The sequence below is a fragment of the Acetobacter sp. JWB genome (assembly GCF_003323795.1).
Taxonomy (GTDB): Bacteria; Pseudomonadota; Alphaproteobacteria; order Acetobacterales; family Acetobacteraceae; genus Acetobacter; species Acetobacter oryzifermentans.
On the sequence record NZ_CP030871.1, the window covers coordinates 1509564 to 1525487 of the forward strand.

Here is a 15924-nt window from a genome sequence, read left to right on the forward strand (position 1 = left end):
TTACACCTGCAATTCAATGGAGCTGGCGAGTACAATCAGGCTACCAATCACTTTGATCGGCAGCTGGCAGTTCACGCGGTCTCGGTCTGTCGCGTCGCGCTCAAAAACAGCATGGGCACCAAGCGCGTCCGCATCTTCAATCCAGCCTGCGGCCTCATACAGCTTCGTCTGGCCAACCCATGATCCCAGCAAACTGGATGGCGTCACAACATTCGCGCCCGCGACATTCACCAGCACAGATCCATCATCTGCCAGTTTTGCGCGTGGGTAGGTTTCTGTAACGTAGGTATTCCATTCATACCGCACACGGCTGGCCGTTTTCGGAACCATGATATCCAGCCACGCCGTAGTAGGCACGCCTGCATCATCCGTCTGGCGTGTTGTCACCACACGTTCCAGCACAACGCGACCGTCCTGCGTCACGTTGAATGTGCTCATACCTTTGCTCAGCAGCACATTGCGCATGTCATCATCAAACAGATCCGCATCATCTGGCGCCATGCCAGCCAATGCCGTCAGCTCCAGTGTGCGCAGCTGGCGGGCAGGATCGGTGTTCAGTGCGGCAGATGCAACGGCACACAAAGACGCAGCTGCTGACCACGGAGAGAACCGGGCATTGGCTGCGGGTAAAACAGACATGAACTCACAGTTCAGGCTGGCTGCCAGTGTTAGTGCTTCGCCATACGTTGCACGCACGCCAACGTAAACATGCGCATCTAGCTTTGCCATCGCGCCAAACCGGCGGCGGCTTTCTGTTGCCAGTTCAGTCAGGGTGTTTCCGTCATTCGGCAGACACGCAATGTCGGTGTACCAAGTGTTGCTGACCGCAGCGAGCGCACCGGAAATATCTACTTCACCTGCGCCTGCGGCAGTTTGTGCAACAGTCAGGTTCATACCTGCAACGCCATCGCCATATTGCGTGCTCACCCGCACATCAATATCGCTGACCCACGCGCCCTTATCGACAGATGTCAGGCTCAGAACGCCAGATGTGGCGTCTGCCTTTGCTTCCACGCCAGTGGAAACCACCAGATCATCTGTCCACGCGGCAGCCAGAGCTGCCCCAACATCAGCGGCTTTCATGCCACTGGTCACAGTAGCGGCAATGCGTAGGCCAGATACATACAACGCCACTGTGCCAGAACCCGTTGCCGTTCCCTCTGGCGTTACAGTCCATGTGGCTGCAGCTCCTCCCGCTGGCGCTGCAACCATGATCAGATCCGCCAGCGTGTAGGGTGCGTCTGCGGCAAATGCAGCAACCATCTGTGCCGTTGCAGATCCTGCACCCGCCAGTGCCTGCGCCTGTGCTGCGCCGATGTTAGGGTAAACCGTCAGCGGTTTTCCGGTGCCAGACGTGCCAACCACCCCAATCAGCAAAACACGTAAGGGCATCGCCGTCAGGGCTGTTCCTGATGTTTTGACAACAACCTGCGCATACGCACCAGGCACGCGCCAGCCGGTTGGCACCTGCGCTACATCAATGCTCATTTTGGAGATGCCTCCTTAGTCGCGGAGACAGCCACAGGCTTTGTCTCGGTCACAGGTTTGGCATCAACACGCACGATATCGCCAAAACGCAGCAGGCGTGCCCAGAACGGATCACGCTCGTTTACGCTGAACACACCCGCAGGACATTTCCTCCCACGCGCATCCAGCACCGTGCGGCCCTTTGGCACGGCTACTTTTACAGTCATTTTTGGTCTCTCACATTCAGAACGGCATCTGGCTCAGCCTGACCGTTCACCTGGGATTTCTCTGCCAATTGCAGAAAATCATTCAGTCCATCCAGCATGGCCGCATCAGAACCGGCATCAAAACCCACATCTGGAAACACGATGTTCAGAGCCACCAGGGCCATGCGTTCTTCCAGCCAGTCCGCTGTGGGCGGCAATTCAGCAACCTGCATTTCGGCAGTGCCAACACCGTCTAGCGTCCAGCCATCCAGCATTGCCGCCGCCATGGACATAACACCGGCAACGCCCATGCCACGCAGCTGGCCGCTGCCAAGCATCAACGCTTCAGGTGTGTTGTGCTGCAGGGCAATAAATACCGGAAATGTCAGATCGCCACGGAAAAACCCCGAACTCAGACGGGAAGAGCGCTTCCATGATGCAAATGACACCGCCACCAAGGGGCTGGTTTTCAAAACCGCATCCCACATTTTCTTGCCCGCATTTGGCGCAATGATGTGATGTGTGAAAATCTTTTCCTGAAAGGCAATTTTAAGCCTGTCTGAAAGAGCTTTCAGCACAAATGCAATCGGGCCGCCATTCAGCAGAAAGTCTGGATATTGGTTATCTGACAGCTGTCGCGTTACCATAGCTTGTTTGCCCTTATGGAGCACGGGCGCGCAGCCACACGTGACCACGTGTTTGAACTATCGTTCACAGCAGTTACGTCCAGTGTGGCGCGGCCCGCACCAATATCCGCCAACCATTGCAGGGAATCCTTGCGGCCAATCCTGATTTTATCGGATGGATCGACTGCTTCTCCCTGACACAGCTCGTAGCGTGCCAATGCGCACACAGCGCGAACAAGAGAGAGCTGACGCGGCCGAATTGGTAACGCATACCGGCGCTGGAGATAGCTATCCGCAACAGCAGACGCTTCTTCCAGAGCACGGTTGATACGTTCCACATCCATGCTGCCGCGTTCGCGGTCCAGCGTAGCTGTGGCATCGCACAGTTCCTGCTGGCCGAAACGGTCAATCATGTCCTGAATGGTGGCGTAGGCCATCAGGAAACTTCCACGATTTCCAGCAGCGGTTCACTCCGCATTGCGTTCAGCTGCTTTTCGGTCAGTTTGCGCTTCGGGTAAACGGCTACCGATGGATGCTCGATACCGGCACGCCGGAAGCCGGGATCACGGCACACCACAATAATTTCCCCTGGGCGAACAACACAGCGGTGCCCATTGGAGGTCACACAAACTGCGTGCTCAAAGGTTTCCACCGCTTCTTCAAGCGCCTCTTCACGCAGATCCGTAGTCTGTTCTGCCCCTTCTTCAGGAACTGACGAGGAAAGATCAGAAATCTGTTCCTGAACTTCCTTATTTACCAGATCCTGCAATGCGTGATCCTGCTCAGGAGACGAAGCATCAGTCGCAGGTTTGCGATTTGGAGAACGTGCCATGTTTATGCTCCATTACCACCGTTCAAGCGCGGCGCTACAACCGGCGTCACAATGTCCTCAGCCGGGTTGGAACCCGGCAACCATGTCTTGCCATCGGGAGCCAGCACTGGAACCATGCCGCCCTTCACCACAGCATTCGCCTGACGCCTAAGAGTGGATGGCACAAACAAATGTGTTGGCTGAATGCCATAAGGCTCACCATCCACGCGGCGTTGGAGCGCCATGGCCGCAATAGCATCAGAAAGACTTTCAACCGTCAGGGGACGGATGGAACGATAGGCAAATTGATACATGCCGCAGCCTGCGGCACACCGGCCGTCAATGCCCCACACGAATTCCTTTTCGCTGAAAACATTTCCGTCTGTGAGCTGTGTCTTGGGCGTAATCGTGAACGGCCGGCGGTTCTGGTAAATGATCGGCTTCAGAGGATCATCACATTTGAACAGATACCATGCAGGCCCGGCGGTTTCGCCTTCCTGCGGGATAGCATTGTTTGAATAGGATGTTTCCTTGCCATTCTCATCATAAGTGGTGTGATCAGCATCAAAGAAATACTGACCGTCCATGCACTTTGTGGTCGTACCACTGTTGATGATCCCATATGCCAGCTTATCCGGCATGATGGCAGCCTCTTTACCCAGCTGAGCAAGAACAGGCTTGTAGATCCCGAACTGATCATCTTCCAGATCGTCCCGGTCAATTGCCAACGTATTTTCATATGTCTCGTTGACGACAGAAAACGCACCTGCCTTGAGACGATTGATGACGCGCGAACCAACCCATTTCCGCATGCCAGGAAATTCAGCCAGACGCGGATAGAAATTCGCGCCAGATTTGGACGGCACGTTCATGACAAACGGCCCGCTGGTGGGCGTCGCCACCTGAAGGAACTTATTAAATTCAGTTCTGATCTCAGTGGTCAGACCCTGAATATTTGGAGAATTGATTTCCATACTTCAGTCCACCAGCACAAACGGCGTGCCGTTTTCATCAAACCCAACCAGAGTGCCGACCTGCAGACGGGCAGCGCCACTGGTGGGTGTTTCGGTCAAGGAGACAGTTTCATCATCCACTGCGTAAACGGGCTTTTTCACATCAGCCCACGTGGGTTCCGTATCAAACGGCAATGCCCAGGCACCTTTTTTCAACCAAACATGGCCAGCGCCCACAGCAGGGCCAAACGTGTTGGGAGTGCCTGTATTGTCCTGCCCATGCCGAGCAATGCCGCCAATCGCCACAATAGCCTTGGGCGTGCCAGTAGCTCCGGCCTGCACAATGGACCCATCTGCGCACACGCCACAAATGGATCCACGATACACTTTGAAACCCGCAGCAACAGGCAATCCGAATTCAGGATTGGCTGCAGACTTCTTTTCCTGAAGGACGCGATCAGAGGTTAGCAAAGCTTTTCACCTCCGCATCACTGAAGACGAGGCCAGGCGCGATAGGTTTGCCCTTCGCATCTTTATTCGGCTTATCTGCACCGCTGGAATGGCGGCTCAACTGGTCGTCAGGAACATCAGGCAAGTTCGCAATGATGCTTTTCGCCAGATCAACCTTGCCTTCAGCATGCAACGTGATCAGGTCGGCCTTCAGCGTGTCATTGATGACCTTTCGGGTCATTTCATTCTCGACAAAGCGGGTGGCTTCCGTGGTGGCGACCTTGCCTTCCAATGCCTGCACCTTGCTTTGCAGTTCTGCGTTTTGCTGCGCATGGGTGCTGAGCTGTTCGGTTTTGGCACGAAGAGCTGCCAGAATGGCTTCGTTGGATGCACCATCCTGCAACCCGGCCAGTTTCAGAACGCTCGTGTGGAGTGAAAGCGCAGAACTTGCGCCCGTCAGCTGCGTGCTGACCTCCGTATCAGACGCCGTCTCGGGCAGGCCGAGCAGACGCCGGAGTTCCTTCGGGTCCATGCCCGTCTCCTGCTGTTGGTGATGAAGTTGGGTCACGCCAAGATTGGGCGTGTTTGTGAGGGCAGCGCGTGCGATGTAGGTCACGTTGCCACTCTTGTCGGAGGCAAAAACCGGAGACACACCCCGGTATGCCTTATCCGACATCAATTCAGTTCCGCGCTGGTTCCATTCCACGCGCCCCCAGATGCCATTGGCACGGGACTGCAGTTCTACAATCCACCCCAACGCCGGTGAGGAACCACCGTTGGGAGCAGCCAGATCTGTGCTGTGGTTTTCGTCAATCACCAGTTTACCACCCATCTCCTGCATGGAGCGGGTGATGACTTCCTGCGGATTGTTCAGATGGAATGGGCCACGTCCGTCACGTCCCTTGAACGTGCCAGATGGCACCAGATGCAACCATTCCGGCGGTGCACCTGCAGCGCCTTCGGGTAGCGACATGTGATAATGGACAAATTGCAGCGTCATGCTGCTGTTGTGGACTACTCAAGCCACCAATAGGATTGTGCGTGTTTTCGGCAGGATGACCATTTTCCCGGCTTCAGGAATATGGCTCTCAAATTTAGCCGCACAGAGGCGTGCGGGGTTCTACCCCCTAATCTCGGACGCAAGAAGCCTTAAAACGTCTCTAGAACCCTTTTAGGCCCTTTTAGAAACCTTTTAGAGCCTTACCATCACCCCACGATGTCATCCGCGCATGGCACGAGCCAAATATTCTTCCAGCAGATACATCACGTCTTCGCGGTCTTCCTGTGTGAAACCAAGGTAGGGACGTGCCGGAATTTCTACGCTGTCCACATGGAAGAGGATCCCGCCCATTTCAAAAGAAAGCCACCGTTTATTCTTCGGTTGAATGATTCCGCCCAATTGATGAATGCGAGAATACGGAAGAGTAGATCCCCATACCAAACTATTGCCGTGCCGTTGCACCGTCAGACTGGCATATAACCCTGTGCGTGACCAATCATCGCCACGCAAAATGCCAGGACCTTCTTTTGTCTTGGCATATAACGTGTTCAACGGTGCGTAGCTGTCCCATCGCACACCATTCGGATCTACTCCACGTTCCATGCGTCGTCGGGTATTGTTCAGAATGGCCAGCCCTGCTGCTTTCAAGGTCTCGCCCGGATCACGGCCAATGGCAGCAATCCTGTCTAGAGCAGAGCGGATGGGCTGAGTTGATCCAGAAACAATAACTGAAGGCATGGCAATGCGCCTCTTATGCTGCTATAAAAGTAGCGAATGACATGCTGTGATCTGGCGATATTCTCCCGACCAGGGCACGCTTTAATGGCGGAGCAAATTGTGGGGTTACCGGGAGGCCCCACCAGCATGTCATTCCGCATTTCTTTCTACATTCGGAATTTCCAGACTGCCTAACAGGCATTCCCGTGTGCGCATGTATCGTTTTACCTCAGCGCCATTGATTGCGTGAAACGACAGCAGATAGTTTTCCTTGCCGTTTGCGGTGCTCTTGATCAGCATCCGATAAATCTGTTTCCCATATGTGGAGAACAGCATCACATGGCGCTCACTCCCCGCAGACAGAACCATCTGCGTATCGGCCACCAACTGTGGGATCAGCTGATACTCTGACTTCTCAACCTCAGCATGATGGGTCTGGTTTTTCTTAAGGTTATCTTCAGACAACCGCAGGCTGTCACTCTCACTGCGAATAATCTTCTGGATATCTGGCGACAATGTCCCAGCCTCAACCACACCCACCGGATGTTCCAGCAGATCCTCAATCTGCTCTGCCTGAAGCGTTTGTCGCTCAACTGGTGGCAGATCAACGACTGGTTTGCCAGACACCTCTGTGACAGGCGTCAGTGCTGTTTCTGCCCGCTCTTTTTCAGCCTGCATCCACGTTGCACCGGGGTTGCTGTTAAATCCCGGATCAATCCCCACAGGCACTTGCTCTATTTTTCCTGTTGCCGGGTTTTTCCATGGGCGCGTTTCTATCGGTGGCGCTTCAGAAACACTCCATCCAAATTTCTTCAGATCGCGGCGCGAAACAGGCTCAACAGTGCAATGGCAGCGCCATCCATTGGGCGGAAAGTGCGTTGCAAACCACGGATCGTTTGCAGGCAGGATCATGCCATCCCATGCCAGATGCTGGGCACGTGGGTGCTCACAGGCATGGTGGCGGTAGCGCCAGTAGGGAAACATCTCCAGCGCTTCAGGCGTGGTCAGCTGCCTGTATTGGCCCGCTGCATACGCGGTGCTGATATTGGTCTGGTAAATAATCATGGCGCGCCATCCAGGCGTTCCATTGTATTCCCATCCATAACGCTTGGTGAGGTCTGGAAAGCCCTTCACAAGCTCTTTTAACGTTGTTTTACCACGTAGCGCTTCGTCAATACCGCGCCGGAAATCGTTCAGCAGCGCATCAGACGCGGCACCTGCAACGGTAAAGCTGCGCGCATGCGCTTCCGCTTCCAGCTCTCCGAATGTGGCAGATTGCACATTGGCTTTTTGCCGTAGGAAAGAAATCGCCTCCTTAGGTGCCAACCCAGCTGCCGATACAATGCTGTCAGGCACGCTGCATGCTCTCCAGCATAGCCGCCTCACCAGCCAGTTCAGCCATCAGCAATCCCATGCTCATGGCATGCTGGAACGCATCGTCAGACAAACCCAGCGTATCCAGCCTGTCACGTAAGTTCTCCAAGCTGGTAGCCTGTTCGAATTCCGCTCTCACAGCATCCTGCATGGATGCCAGGCCGCGTTCTGCTTCGTGGGACAGGCTCTGCGTCAGAACGTCCACCAACGCAGGTTTCTGAACCGCATGCCGCCGTAACAGTTTCCCCAGTGCGGCATTGAGTTTCAATTCCGTCTGTTCAGGATCATCCGCACCTGGAGCACGGGCGCTTTCGTTCGTGGGCGGCGGAACGTGAGCTGGATTATCCTTTGGTGGCTTGTTTTCAGGAGGCAACACGCGGGATGGCAACGGCTGCTGCGGTTGGGCCGTCACACCAATCACAACGTCTCCGTCTTCCGGCGGTGTTAAACCGCTTCGCGCATAGATATCGTCTGCACGCACCTTCAATCCTTGCGGACCTAGGTTTTGCACCAGCGCCGTAATCTCAGCCAACGGCACTTCATCAGGGCGTCCGATCACCACTTCAGGATAATTTCCATCCGGCGGAGATCCGAACTTCATGTCGATCATTGGTTTGATGATTTGATTATTGGCTGTGTGGCTGATCAGCAGGGCATCTGCACGCTCAATATCGTCCTGCACCAGTTTATGCACAGATGCAGCTGCGTGCGTGCCCTGGCGCGCATCAGTGGTGCCGGTCTGGCCTAAAACGGCTTTACTGGTCTGCTCATCTAGCCATTTGCATCGGCGTTCGTGCACATCGTTGGAACCTGCACCATTTTTCGGTTCCACAAAATCCAGTTCCATCCCCTTGGGGATCATACATCCTAGAACATTAGCGATACTGGCAACGGCCTGCCATAGTTTATTGCGATCATCATCCGTGCTGTCTGGCCCATATTTACCAACACGCATCGGTAGTCCAAAATTTTCGACAAAGACGCCCCAATCACGGGTGCTGAACAGTTTGAACAGACTGTTGAACGCAATAGCGCGTGTTAATCCAGAATGCAGCGTCAGGCCTGACCACGATGGGTGTTTGTGCACCACACAGCTGTAGGGCGGCAAAGTGGCAAACCCAATCTCTTCTACAGCACCATCAATGTCCGGCGTGAATGAACTGCCAGCATCCGTACGCATCTTAACAGTTTCGCCGTCTTGATAAGACACGTCAAACCAGCGTTGTGGGCGATACGTCAATTTGCGTGGCCAGTATCCGGCAGCATTCGCATTCCAGGAGACGGAGAGAACTGAAAACCCCTTTGCCAGTGCATCCATCATGTCAAACAATGCCGCACGCAAAATGCCCTTTTTCACCCAGTCGCGCACATAATCAGCATGTTTCTGGTGGATAGGATCAGAGCTGGCGGCTTCAACGGAAATCGGCAACTGACTGATAGTGCGTTTGCGCGTGCTCAGCACACCCAGATAATGCAAATCCTTCTGCTCAATCAGGGAACAGAATTCCTGCCATTGCTGGCTGTCACCATCTGATGCCGCACGCAACATATCTCCCACCATGGCAGGATTAACCCATTCCATGGATAACGTGCTGATTGCAGAGCGCGATCCCAGCACTGTAGGGCCAGCAACGTCCTGCCGCAATGTAGATAGCTGAATGGGTTTTCCGTACTGATCAAGCAGCGCCATGCTAGTTCCCTTTCTGGCAGGCACGCACCTGATCACGCAGGCCACCGTAATCACGCATGGCGCGATGCGTCATAGGTGTATCTGTGTGGGCAACCAGTTCCTGAGCCAGCGTTTGTTCATCCGTGCGTGAATACGGAACAAGCGTTGGGCATACGGGCTTTGGTATGTAAGCAGAGCACGCAGCCAGAAATGATATGCCCGCATACGCCCCCAATAAAATCATCAGGCCCTGCACATTGCGTGACATCAGAAGTTTCCTTTGTTCAGGCGATCCACAACATCGGCATCATCGGCAGGAGCGGTTGCCTGCGCCTGCGCCATGTTCTGCTCAACTGCTAGGGTCGTCGTATCGTTTTTGCTTTGAGCTGCGGCATCTTCTGCCGTCTGTTTCTTCTGGGCTGCCTGCCACAATGCCCAAGCAGCCCAACCGGCAGCCGCCAAAATCAGCACCACCAAAATGGTCAGACATATCCACGCAATATTGCTCATAATCTCACAGATCCTCTCAATCCGGTGCTGTTGCGAAATCCAGCACGGTCACGGGCGATCTCGTCTTCAATCGGCCAATCATGACTGGATGCGTTGCCAAATGCGGATGGCAGCGCACGTGGCACCGGCGTAAACCCATATTCTTCCGGCTCTGCACGGCTGGCGGCGTAGGCCATTGCCAAAGCCACCGCAGCATCGCCATGTCGGTTTCCAGTTTTGTCTGTGGTACGTGCATCGGGAATACGGGCCACACCGCGCACCATTTTGAGGGCACGAATATCATCCTGAATATCGCGGTCTCGCGGGAGGCTCAGCATTCCGTCTTCAAACGCAGCCTTCATAGGTGGCATGTTTTCTCGATACCAGCTTTCAGACAGCATCACGGCCTCAACACGACTGCCGTAACGCTGCACAGTCACTTCTGCCAGATACTGGCCATTGCCCCGCGCATCCATCTTCCCAGCCCGGAAGCGGGGTAATCCATCCAGAACAAAGAACAACACGCGCTTCTGTTCTTCAAACGGGATGTTTCGCAGTTCCAGCACAAAGGCCGTGCGGCGCTTCAGGTCTTTCCCGATAGCCATCACCCAGATTACGGTCAGATCTCCGCTGCGCCCGAAATCCTCACCAAACACGTAAGGGTCATTAGGGTTCAGACTATCCAGAACCGGCATGATCTCGTCACGACAGAACGCCAGCGTCTCCGTCTTGCGAATGTCTTCGGGCAAGAGGGCAAATTCTGATTTTCGATCCCAGCGAATAACTGGCACATCTACGGAACTGCGCGCTTCAATTAACGGCAATGGAATATATGTTCCCGTGCTGGGAGACGGAATGCAGAACAATTCTTCATCTGCTGCATCCCCGTAGAATTTGATAATTTTACTGCGCCACGCATCTTCTTTAACCTGCGTCCATTCGTCGCCCTTTTTCTCGCAGATCTTGCGGAACAACCCATCCCTTAAAGCATCATCAAAGGTTGTTCTAAGCAGCTTGTAAGGTTTCCGTCCGGACAGGATGTCCTGCACCAGGAGATTGAACGGGTTCGTGTCGCCATTATGGGTGCTGATAACAAGCACCTTGCCGCCCCACATCAGCAACGCCAGAGCAGCTTTCAGAAGTTCTTCCAGATCATCATGGAAGGCGGCTTCATCAATAATCACCAATCCCTGCATACCGCGCAACGCACGCGGCACAGAGGGAAGAGCCAGAACCTTGTTCCCAGATGCAAAATCCATACGAAAGACTTTGACATCTTTCTCAGGTCGATCAGGATCATGAAAAAAGCTTTCCCGAACCTCACCGACTACCGCCTGCATGATTTCCGCGTGTTCCGCGCAGTAATCAATAAATTCACGGGCCATTTCCAGATTATAGCCCATGTAAAAGACATCCATGCCACTGTCCGCCTGCGCAAGACCAGCTACAAGATCGCCAATAAAAGATGCACACCAGGACAAACCTGTGCGTCGTGACTTTTCCACGACTGTCACAGGATTTTCCCATACGGATGCCATGCAGTCAGATTGGTACTTCAGAAAGATACCAGAAAGATCAGGACTTCTTGTCATTGCTATTTACTCCGAACGCGCCCTGCATAAGCGCACGCGCTGTTTCTGCGCTGATACCGCGCTTCTTAGCTTCCGAAACAACGTGTTTTTCAGCCTGCGCTTTCAGGCGTCTTTCCACACGTTCTTCAATAGCCTTCTGGTTTTCAATGTCAGACTTTGCGCTCTTGGTGAGGTGATCCAACGCCTTTGCAAGCATCATGATGCCCTCGGGGTTGCCGTTCAGGGCAGCAATCCCACGTCCATCCGGTTTGCCGCCTTCTGCATTCTGTGCAGCCAGAAACAGATCCAGCACAGCACTATGCAAAAGCTCAATATTCAACTGGGCAGAACGGGATGCAGGCTCACCACCTAACTGGCGCACCAAGGCTTCCGCAATATTGCGGCTGTGCCGAAGCTTTGCCCCAATCTTTTCCATAGACTGCACATGCCGCCCCAGTGCAGAGCGGCTGATATGCGTCACGTCTAGTTCACGCAGCGCGGCCAATATTTCATCAAGAGTATGGCCGTTACCACGCAAGCGCCCGATCTCATCCCTGATCTCAGGCTCTAACTGATCAATAGATGATGGGCGCGCCACGCTTAACCTACCGTGCGCCGTGCTACGCCATTCACCAGAAGCTTGCCCTGTGCGGCCAACAGGCCATCATCTGTCAGACGCACGCGCCACATCTCGCCACCCGCGCGCGGCAGCTTCTCAATGACAACACAGTGACGGTGCTGCAGAAATGACAGATCATCACGCATTGTATCACGGTCAGTATCCCGACCTGTTTCGCACACAGCCCGCAGGATCACATCTTCGCTTAGCAGACCATCCTGCATCTGGGAGAGTGCATCCAGCACCTTACGGCGACGATCAGCCGCGATTTCCATTGTAACGCTCATGCCCGAACTCCCCGCAGCATCCGACCACCACGCACAAGAGTGCGTAAAAATGCCTGTTCCTGTTCATATGCGGCATGACCGCGAGACACTTTTTTGAACGGCCCTGATTTTTTCGAGCGAAATACGCTGCGTTTCTTACGGTTTTTCATGATTTATCACCCATGTGCCCACGAATGATCGTGTGCAGCAGATCCTTGTTATTCTTGCCGTCCTGCTGAACGCCTTTCAGCAATTCGCTGATGGCAGACAACTGCACAGACTGTGCGCTGATTTCCGTTGGGATGCTTTCCAGAACAGCAACCCGATCACTCAGTTCCTGATGCGATTTTTCTAGCGCTTCATGCTGTTCAACCAACGCCCGCTGACGGCCCTGGGAAAACAGGGTAACCGCTCCGCCAATTCCGCCTAGAACTGACAATGCACCGCCAACAATTTCCCAGGGCCACACGGTCAGGCTGCCGGAGTGGCGGCTACTGCCGTTCCAGACGTTGCCGTCTGATTATCCGTCGCGCCTGCGGAAGCAGAGGCAACGGGCGTAGTCGTTGCATCCGCAGTAGATGCGGGCACAAAAATACCAGACAGATCAGCAATGGCCGCCTTAACATGCGTTACCACCAGTTCTTCAGACGGCAGCTTAATGCCCAGACCGCTCAGAATGGTCGTGGTGCCAGTCAGCGCTTCCTGAACCAGCGGGTTCGCTGTTTCAAACTTCGCAAAAGCAGACTGCAGGTCATCAATGCCGTTGTCGGCCTTCGTGACTGCTGCTTTCACTGCCGTCTGCGCCGCCGTCTCATAAACGGACAGCTTTCCACCCAGAGCGGTGGAACCAATGCTACCCAGAACGCCAAACAGACCGGGCAGGAATGTGGAGAGATTAAAGCTCATAGAGCCCCCATAAGTGCGCTGCGTCTGCGCAGAGAAAAACAGACCGAGCGCGCCCGCGCGGCCCGATCAAGATCAAACGGACAAGCTTGTCCGTTTGATTTCGGGCGCGATGTTCAGCAGGCGATGCGCAGCAAACAGGCGCGCGTCCAGCCGCTTAATCCAAGCCGCGCCGAATTGAGAAAATGATTTCAGGCTGCGGTAATAGGCTTCCTGCACAGATGCGAGTGCGTAAAGCAGCATAGCCATTTCTGCATTTTGTGAGACCACTGCCGAGAGCGTCTTTGGTCCCGGCATGCCGTCAGGAGCAACACCCAGATACGATTGCAGCTGCTGCGTATATTTGACTGACAAGGACGCACACATTTCCTGCGCCGTAACTGCAGACAAACAGGAGAGCGTTTGCGGACCGATTTCACCGTCTGGAACGGGCACACCAACAATGCGCTGCAACTCCTGTGCCGCAGCAGGTGTTCCTGCATTAAATCCGTGGTCAAACAACATCAGATCTACGCCCGCAGGCAGATCATCGCAGCGCAGCACGTCCCAAAATCGTTCTGTGGCAACCTCACGATACTGATCAACAGTAATCTGCTGCATCATGCTGCGGGTCACAGCACTGCGAGAACCCAGAACACAAGCCATCAATGCAGCTGAAATGCCGTATTTTGTGCCCGCAAGCACACCAACACCAACACGACCACCAGACCAGTTTCCCGTATCAGCACGATTGCACTGATAAGCGCCTTCTTGATCCAGCGTGAAATTCAGAGATTGTGAAAGATTGGTTTGCATGCAGGCACATTATGTTTTCCATGTGCTGCATAGAATTGTGCGTGTTTTCGTCAGTTCGGGTTAGATGCCGAACATATCCATCTGATTTGGGTTTATTCCGCGTCCGACTTTGCGGTCAAGTGATGGATCTGATTGCAAAAGGTTACTGACCTGCCGCCATGAGATACCCAGGCGGCTGGCAATTTCATTATTACTCAATCCGCGCCGTGCCAGAACATGCGCACGCCACGTTTTTACCAACGGCACCTGATAGGAAGAACCGCCATGCTGATTTACCAATTCTGCGGCTAATTCTGCGCCGTACAGGTCAGAGATGAGTGACCCAGGGGCGTTGCTCGGAACCATAATGCGTTGGCCGCCTGCGCTTTCTATAAACAGCAATGCAGCATCCTCGCCCACGGCATCAACAAGCCACGAAATAGACGCAGGAGGCTGCATTGTTATTCCTCTCATTTATTGTGTTTGAAAGGCCTTTTTAGAGGCATTCAAAATGCGTTCAACAGCATAATCGCACATCTGATCCTGTATCCTAACGCTTTCGTCCGCTGTTGTCGCGTGTTTTCCAGAAATGACAGCCTGGCGGATAACAGAACGTATCGTATCTTCCAGTTCTTTCATTTCACGTTTTTTGACATATCCCTGATCTTCAAACGGATCAGTTCGGCAAGGGTATTTTTTATTCGACTGTTATATACCCCTTGAATATACGCCCATGCATGAGGACGTTCATAACCAACTTCTTGTCCTGCTATAAATGCATCTTTCAGTGCATCCTGAATGATCATATCAAAATATTTTTCTGCAGTTTTTGTAGATCGAAATCTATGGATATTCCGTGAAATCTTAATATCAATATCGCTACATTTTTTATGTTTGATGTGGGATAGTGGAATTGGCTTCCCGTCTGTTATTTCTTTACTCATGTTGCACCTATCTGTTTAGTATTGCCAATGCCAGTTGCTCGTGCTGATCCTGACACACCATGATCCAGACGCGCCTTATTTCCATCCATCCACCCCATTCCAAATGCGTTGTCTTTCCCTTTTACTGATTTAGCCTTTCTGGATTTGCATGTGGAAAGATCACCCATGTTGGTTTTTTTCCACATTTCAATAAGAGTTTGCTCTTTCTCTGGTATTTTCAGTGCTTCAACTTTGTCTCGCGCTGCAACTACCCATCCTTCCGCATATTGATCAGCACGTCCAATGCGGGTGGCACGTTTTAGACGTTTTGGCTGCTGCTGGAGGAATTCTTTCCGTTGTTTTCGTAGTTGCCGCGCAAGCACCCCATAAGCATATCCTGCAATCTCCGCTTTGGTTTTATGCCCAATAAAATGCAGACGCCCGGCACGTGGAGTATAGACAACATCTACACCCATAGCGTCAGACACCATGCGAATCAGGAACGCAACATACCGTGGTAATACAGTGGATGTGCTTAGCAGGGCATCCACATCTTCACTTTCAATGTCTAGCAATTCCAAATCATCTTCTGACAACCCAAGTTCCGCCATCAATGCCTGCGCTTTTTCAAGCGCCAATGCGGCTTCAGCAGGATTGGCTGATTTTGAAAGAGCTAGAAGCTTTCGTAGGCGGTCACGTAGTTTTTGATCAGACATCTTGTGCTTCCATACGCTTGCGCCAAGCTTTCAATCCTTCAATCACACTGCGTGCAGCAGGTTCGTCCAGAAACTCAGGAGCACTCACGCCTGTCTGGCGCTGCACATATGCGCGCAATGCGTCCTTCGTGCCGCCGCTCCGCAGCATGGGAGCCATATCGGCCCAAATAGCGTAAACTTTACGCACCCAAGGCTTATGGCTCGTTTTCTTTGCCCTAAAGCCCAAACGCTTCATTTCTTCCAGAACGTCGTGCAGCTGACCGATAGAAAGTTCAGTAGAAGACGTTTTCTTGGTGACCCGTTGAAGGAGGGCGCGGTAATCCGCGTCCTCCAGTCCCAGTTGTTTGCGCGCAACGTGCAACTTCCGCGTCATTGCTGTGCGTCCGGTAT

23 protein-coding genes are annotated in these 15924 nt (G+C 53.4%); all 23 read right to left on the reverse strand.

Annotation, left to right across the window (positions count from 1 at the left end):
* The 23 genes from DS739_RS07150 to DS739_RS07260 all read right to left on the reverse strand — a co-directional run bounded on the left by DS739_RS07150 (position 1) and on the right by DS739_RS07260 (position 15907).
* Positions 1-1488 carry a phage tail sheath subtilisin-like domain-containing protein gene (locus DS739_RS07150; RefSeq protein ID WP_006115536.1) on the reverse strand — a complete coding sequence of 496 codons (1488 nt, stop codon included), beginning with the start codon at positions 1486-1488 and terminating at the stop codon, positions 1-3.
* Positions 1485-1694: a hypothetical protein gene (locus DS739_RS07155; RefSeq protein ID WP_035353513.1), complete on the reverse strand. Its 210-nt coding sequence runs from the start codon at positions 1692-1694 to the stop codon at positions 1485-1487. Before DS739_RS07155 ends, DS739_RS07150 begins: the two co-directional genes overlap by 4 nt.
* Positions 1691-2320 (reverse strand): hypothetical protein, encoded by a 630-nt coding sequence (locus DS739_RS07160; protein WP_035353510.1) that lies wholly within the window; start codon positions 2318-2320, stop codon positions 1691-1693. Before DS739_RS07160 ends, DS739_RS07155 begins: the two co-directional genes overlap by 4 nt.
* Positions 2314-2736: a gp436 family protein gene (locus DS739_RS07165; RefSeq protein WP_006115537.1), complete on the reverse strand. Its 423-nt coding sequence runs from the start codon at positions 2734-2736 to the stop codon at positions 2314-2316. Before DS739_RS07165 ends, DS739_RS07160 begins: the two co-directional genes overlap by 7 nt.
* Positions 2736-3131, reverse strand: coding sequence for a hypothetical protein (locus DS739_RS07170; protein ID WP_006115538.1), 396 nt, complete (start codon positions 3129-3131; stop codon positions 2736-2738). Before DS739_RS07170 ends, DS739_RS07165 begins: the two co-directional genes overlap by 1 nt.
* Before the next feature lie 2 nt (positions 3132-3133).
* On the reverse strand, positions 3134-4084 hold the full coding sequence (locus DS739_RS07175) for a Mu-like prophage major head subunit gpT family protein (protein ID WP_006115539.1): 951 nt from the start codon (positions 4082-4084) through the stop codon (positions 3134-3136).
* Positions 4085-4087: 3 nt separating this feature from the next.
* A complete protein-coding gene (locus DS739_RS07180; protein ID WP_035353507.1) occupies positions 4088-4534 on the reverse strand; it encodes a hypothetical protein in 447 nt (148 codons plus the stop codon).
* The gene (locus DS739_RS07185) at positions 4521-5513 is read right to left on the reverse strand and encodes a phage protease (protein WP_006115540.1); all 993 of its coding nucleotides are present in this window, start codon (positions 5511-5513) and stop codon (positions 4521-4523) included. The genes DS739_RS07180 and DS739_RS07185 overlap by 14 nt, the downstream gene beginning before the upstream one ends.
* Positions 5514-5732: 219 nt before the next feature.
* Entirely contained in the window at positions 5733-6251 is a 519-nt protein-coding gene (locus DS739_RS07190) for a phage virion morphogenesis protein (protein ID WP_006115541.1), read from the reverse strand.
* A 129-nt stretch (positions 6252-6380) separates the two neighbouring features.
* Complete coding sequence (locus DS739_RS07195; protein WP_157772567.1) at positions 6381-7586, reverse strand: phage minor head protein; 1206 nt, start codon at positions 7584-7586, stop codon at positions 6381-6383.
* The gene (locus DS739_RS07200; RefSeq protein WP_100070281.1) at positions 7579-9294 is read right to left on the reverse strand and encodes a DUF935 domain-containing protein; all 1716 of its coding nucleotides are present in this window, start codon (positions 9292-9294) and stop codon (positions 7579-7581) included. Before DS739_RS07200 ends, DS739_RS07195 begins: the two co-directional genes overlap by 8 nt.
* Before the next feature lies 1 nt (position 9295).
* The gene (locus tag DS739_RS07205) at positions 9296-9541 is read right to left on the reverse strand and encodes a hypothetical protein (RefSeq protein ID WP_035353501.1); all 246 of its coding nucleotides are present in this window, start codon (positions 9539-9541) and stop codon (positions 9296-9298) included.
* A complete protein-coding gene (locus DS739_RS07210) occupies positions 9541-9783 on the reverse strand; it encodes a hypothetical protein (protein ID WP_035353499.1) in 243 nt (80 codons plus the stop codon). The genes DS739_RS07205 and DS739_RS07210 overlap by 1 nt, the downstream gene beginning before the upstream one ends.
* Positions 9780-11354, reverse strand: a complete 1575-nt coding sequence (locus DS739_RS07215) for a hypothetical protein (protein WP_035353497.1) — start codon at positions 11352-11354, stop codon at positions 9780-9782. Before DS739_RS07215 ends, DS739_RS07210 begins: the two co-directional genes overlap by 4 nt.
* Positions 11338-11931: a DUF3486 family protein gene (locus DS739_RS07220; RefSeq protein ID WP_006115547.1), complete on the reverse strand. Its 594-nt coding sequence runs from the start codon at positions 11929-11931 to the stop codon at positions 11338-11340. Before DS739_RS07220 ends, DS739_RS07215 begins: the two co-directional genes overlap by 17 nt.
* 2 nt (positions 11932-11933) lie before the next feature.
* Positions 11934-12239, reverse strand: coding sequence for a hypothetical protein (locus DS739_RS07225; RefSeq protein ID WP_139018854.1), 306 nt, complete (start codon positions 12237-12239; stop codon positions 11934-11936).
* A gap of 145 nt (positions 12240-12384) precedes the next feature.
* Positions 12385-12687 carry a hypothetical protein gene (locus DS739_RS07230; RefSeq protein WP_035353493.1) on the reverse strand — a complete coding sequence of 101 codons (303 nt, stop codon included), beginning with the start codon at positions 12685-12687 and terminating at the stop codon, positions 12385-12387.
* Positions 12688-12689: 2 nt separating this feature from the next.
* Positions 12690-13124: a hypothetical protein gene (locus tag DS739_RS07235; protein WP_035353490.1), complete on the reverse strand. Its 435-nt coding sequence runs from the start codon at positions 13122-13124 to the stop codon at positions 12690-12692.
* Between the two features lie 72 nt (positions 13125-13196).
* Positions 13197-13916, reverse strand: a complete 720-nt coding sequence (locus tag DS739_RS07240; RefSeq protein ID WP_035353488.1) for a glycosyl hydrolase 108 family protein — start codon at positions 13914-13916, stop codon at positions 13197-13199.
* Positions 13917-13976: 60 nt separating this feature from the next.
* Positions 13977-14354 (reverse strand): hypothetical protein, encoded by a 378-nt coding sequence (locus tag DS739_RS07245; RefSeq protein ID WP_050793088.1) that lies wholly within the window; start codon positions 14352-14354, stop codon positions 13977-13979.
* Between the two features lie 176 nt (positions 14355-14530).
* A complete protein-coding gene (locus DS739_RS07250; RefSeq protein WP_035353485.1) occupies positions 14531-14839 on the reverse strand; it encodes a hypothetical protein in 309 nt (102 codons plus the stop codon).
* Entirely contained in the window at positions 14836-15534 is a 699-nt protein-coding gene (locus DS739_RS07255) for a DUF2786 domain-containing protein (RefSeq protein WP_006115410.1), read from the reverse strand. The genes DS739_RS07250 and DS739_RS07255 overlap by 4 nt, the downstream gene beginning before the upstream one ends.
* Positions 15527-15907: a regulatory protein GemA gene (locus tag DS739_RS07260; protein ID WP_035353552.1), complete on the reverse strand. Its 381-nt coding sequence runs from the start codon at positions 15905-15907 to the stop codon at positions 15527-15529. The genes DS739_RS07255 and DS739_RS07260 overlap by 8 nt, the downstream gene beginning before the upstream one ends.
* Positions 15908-15924 lie beyond the last annotated feature (17 nt).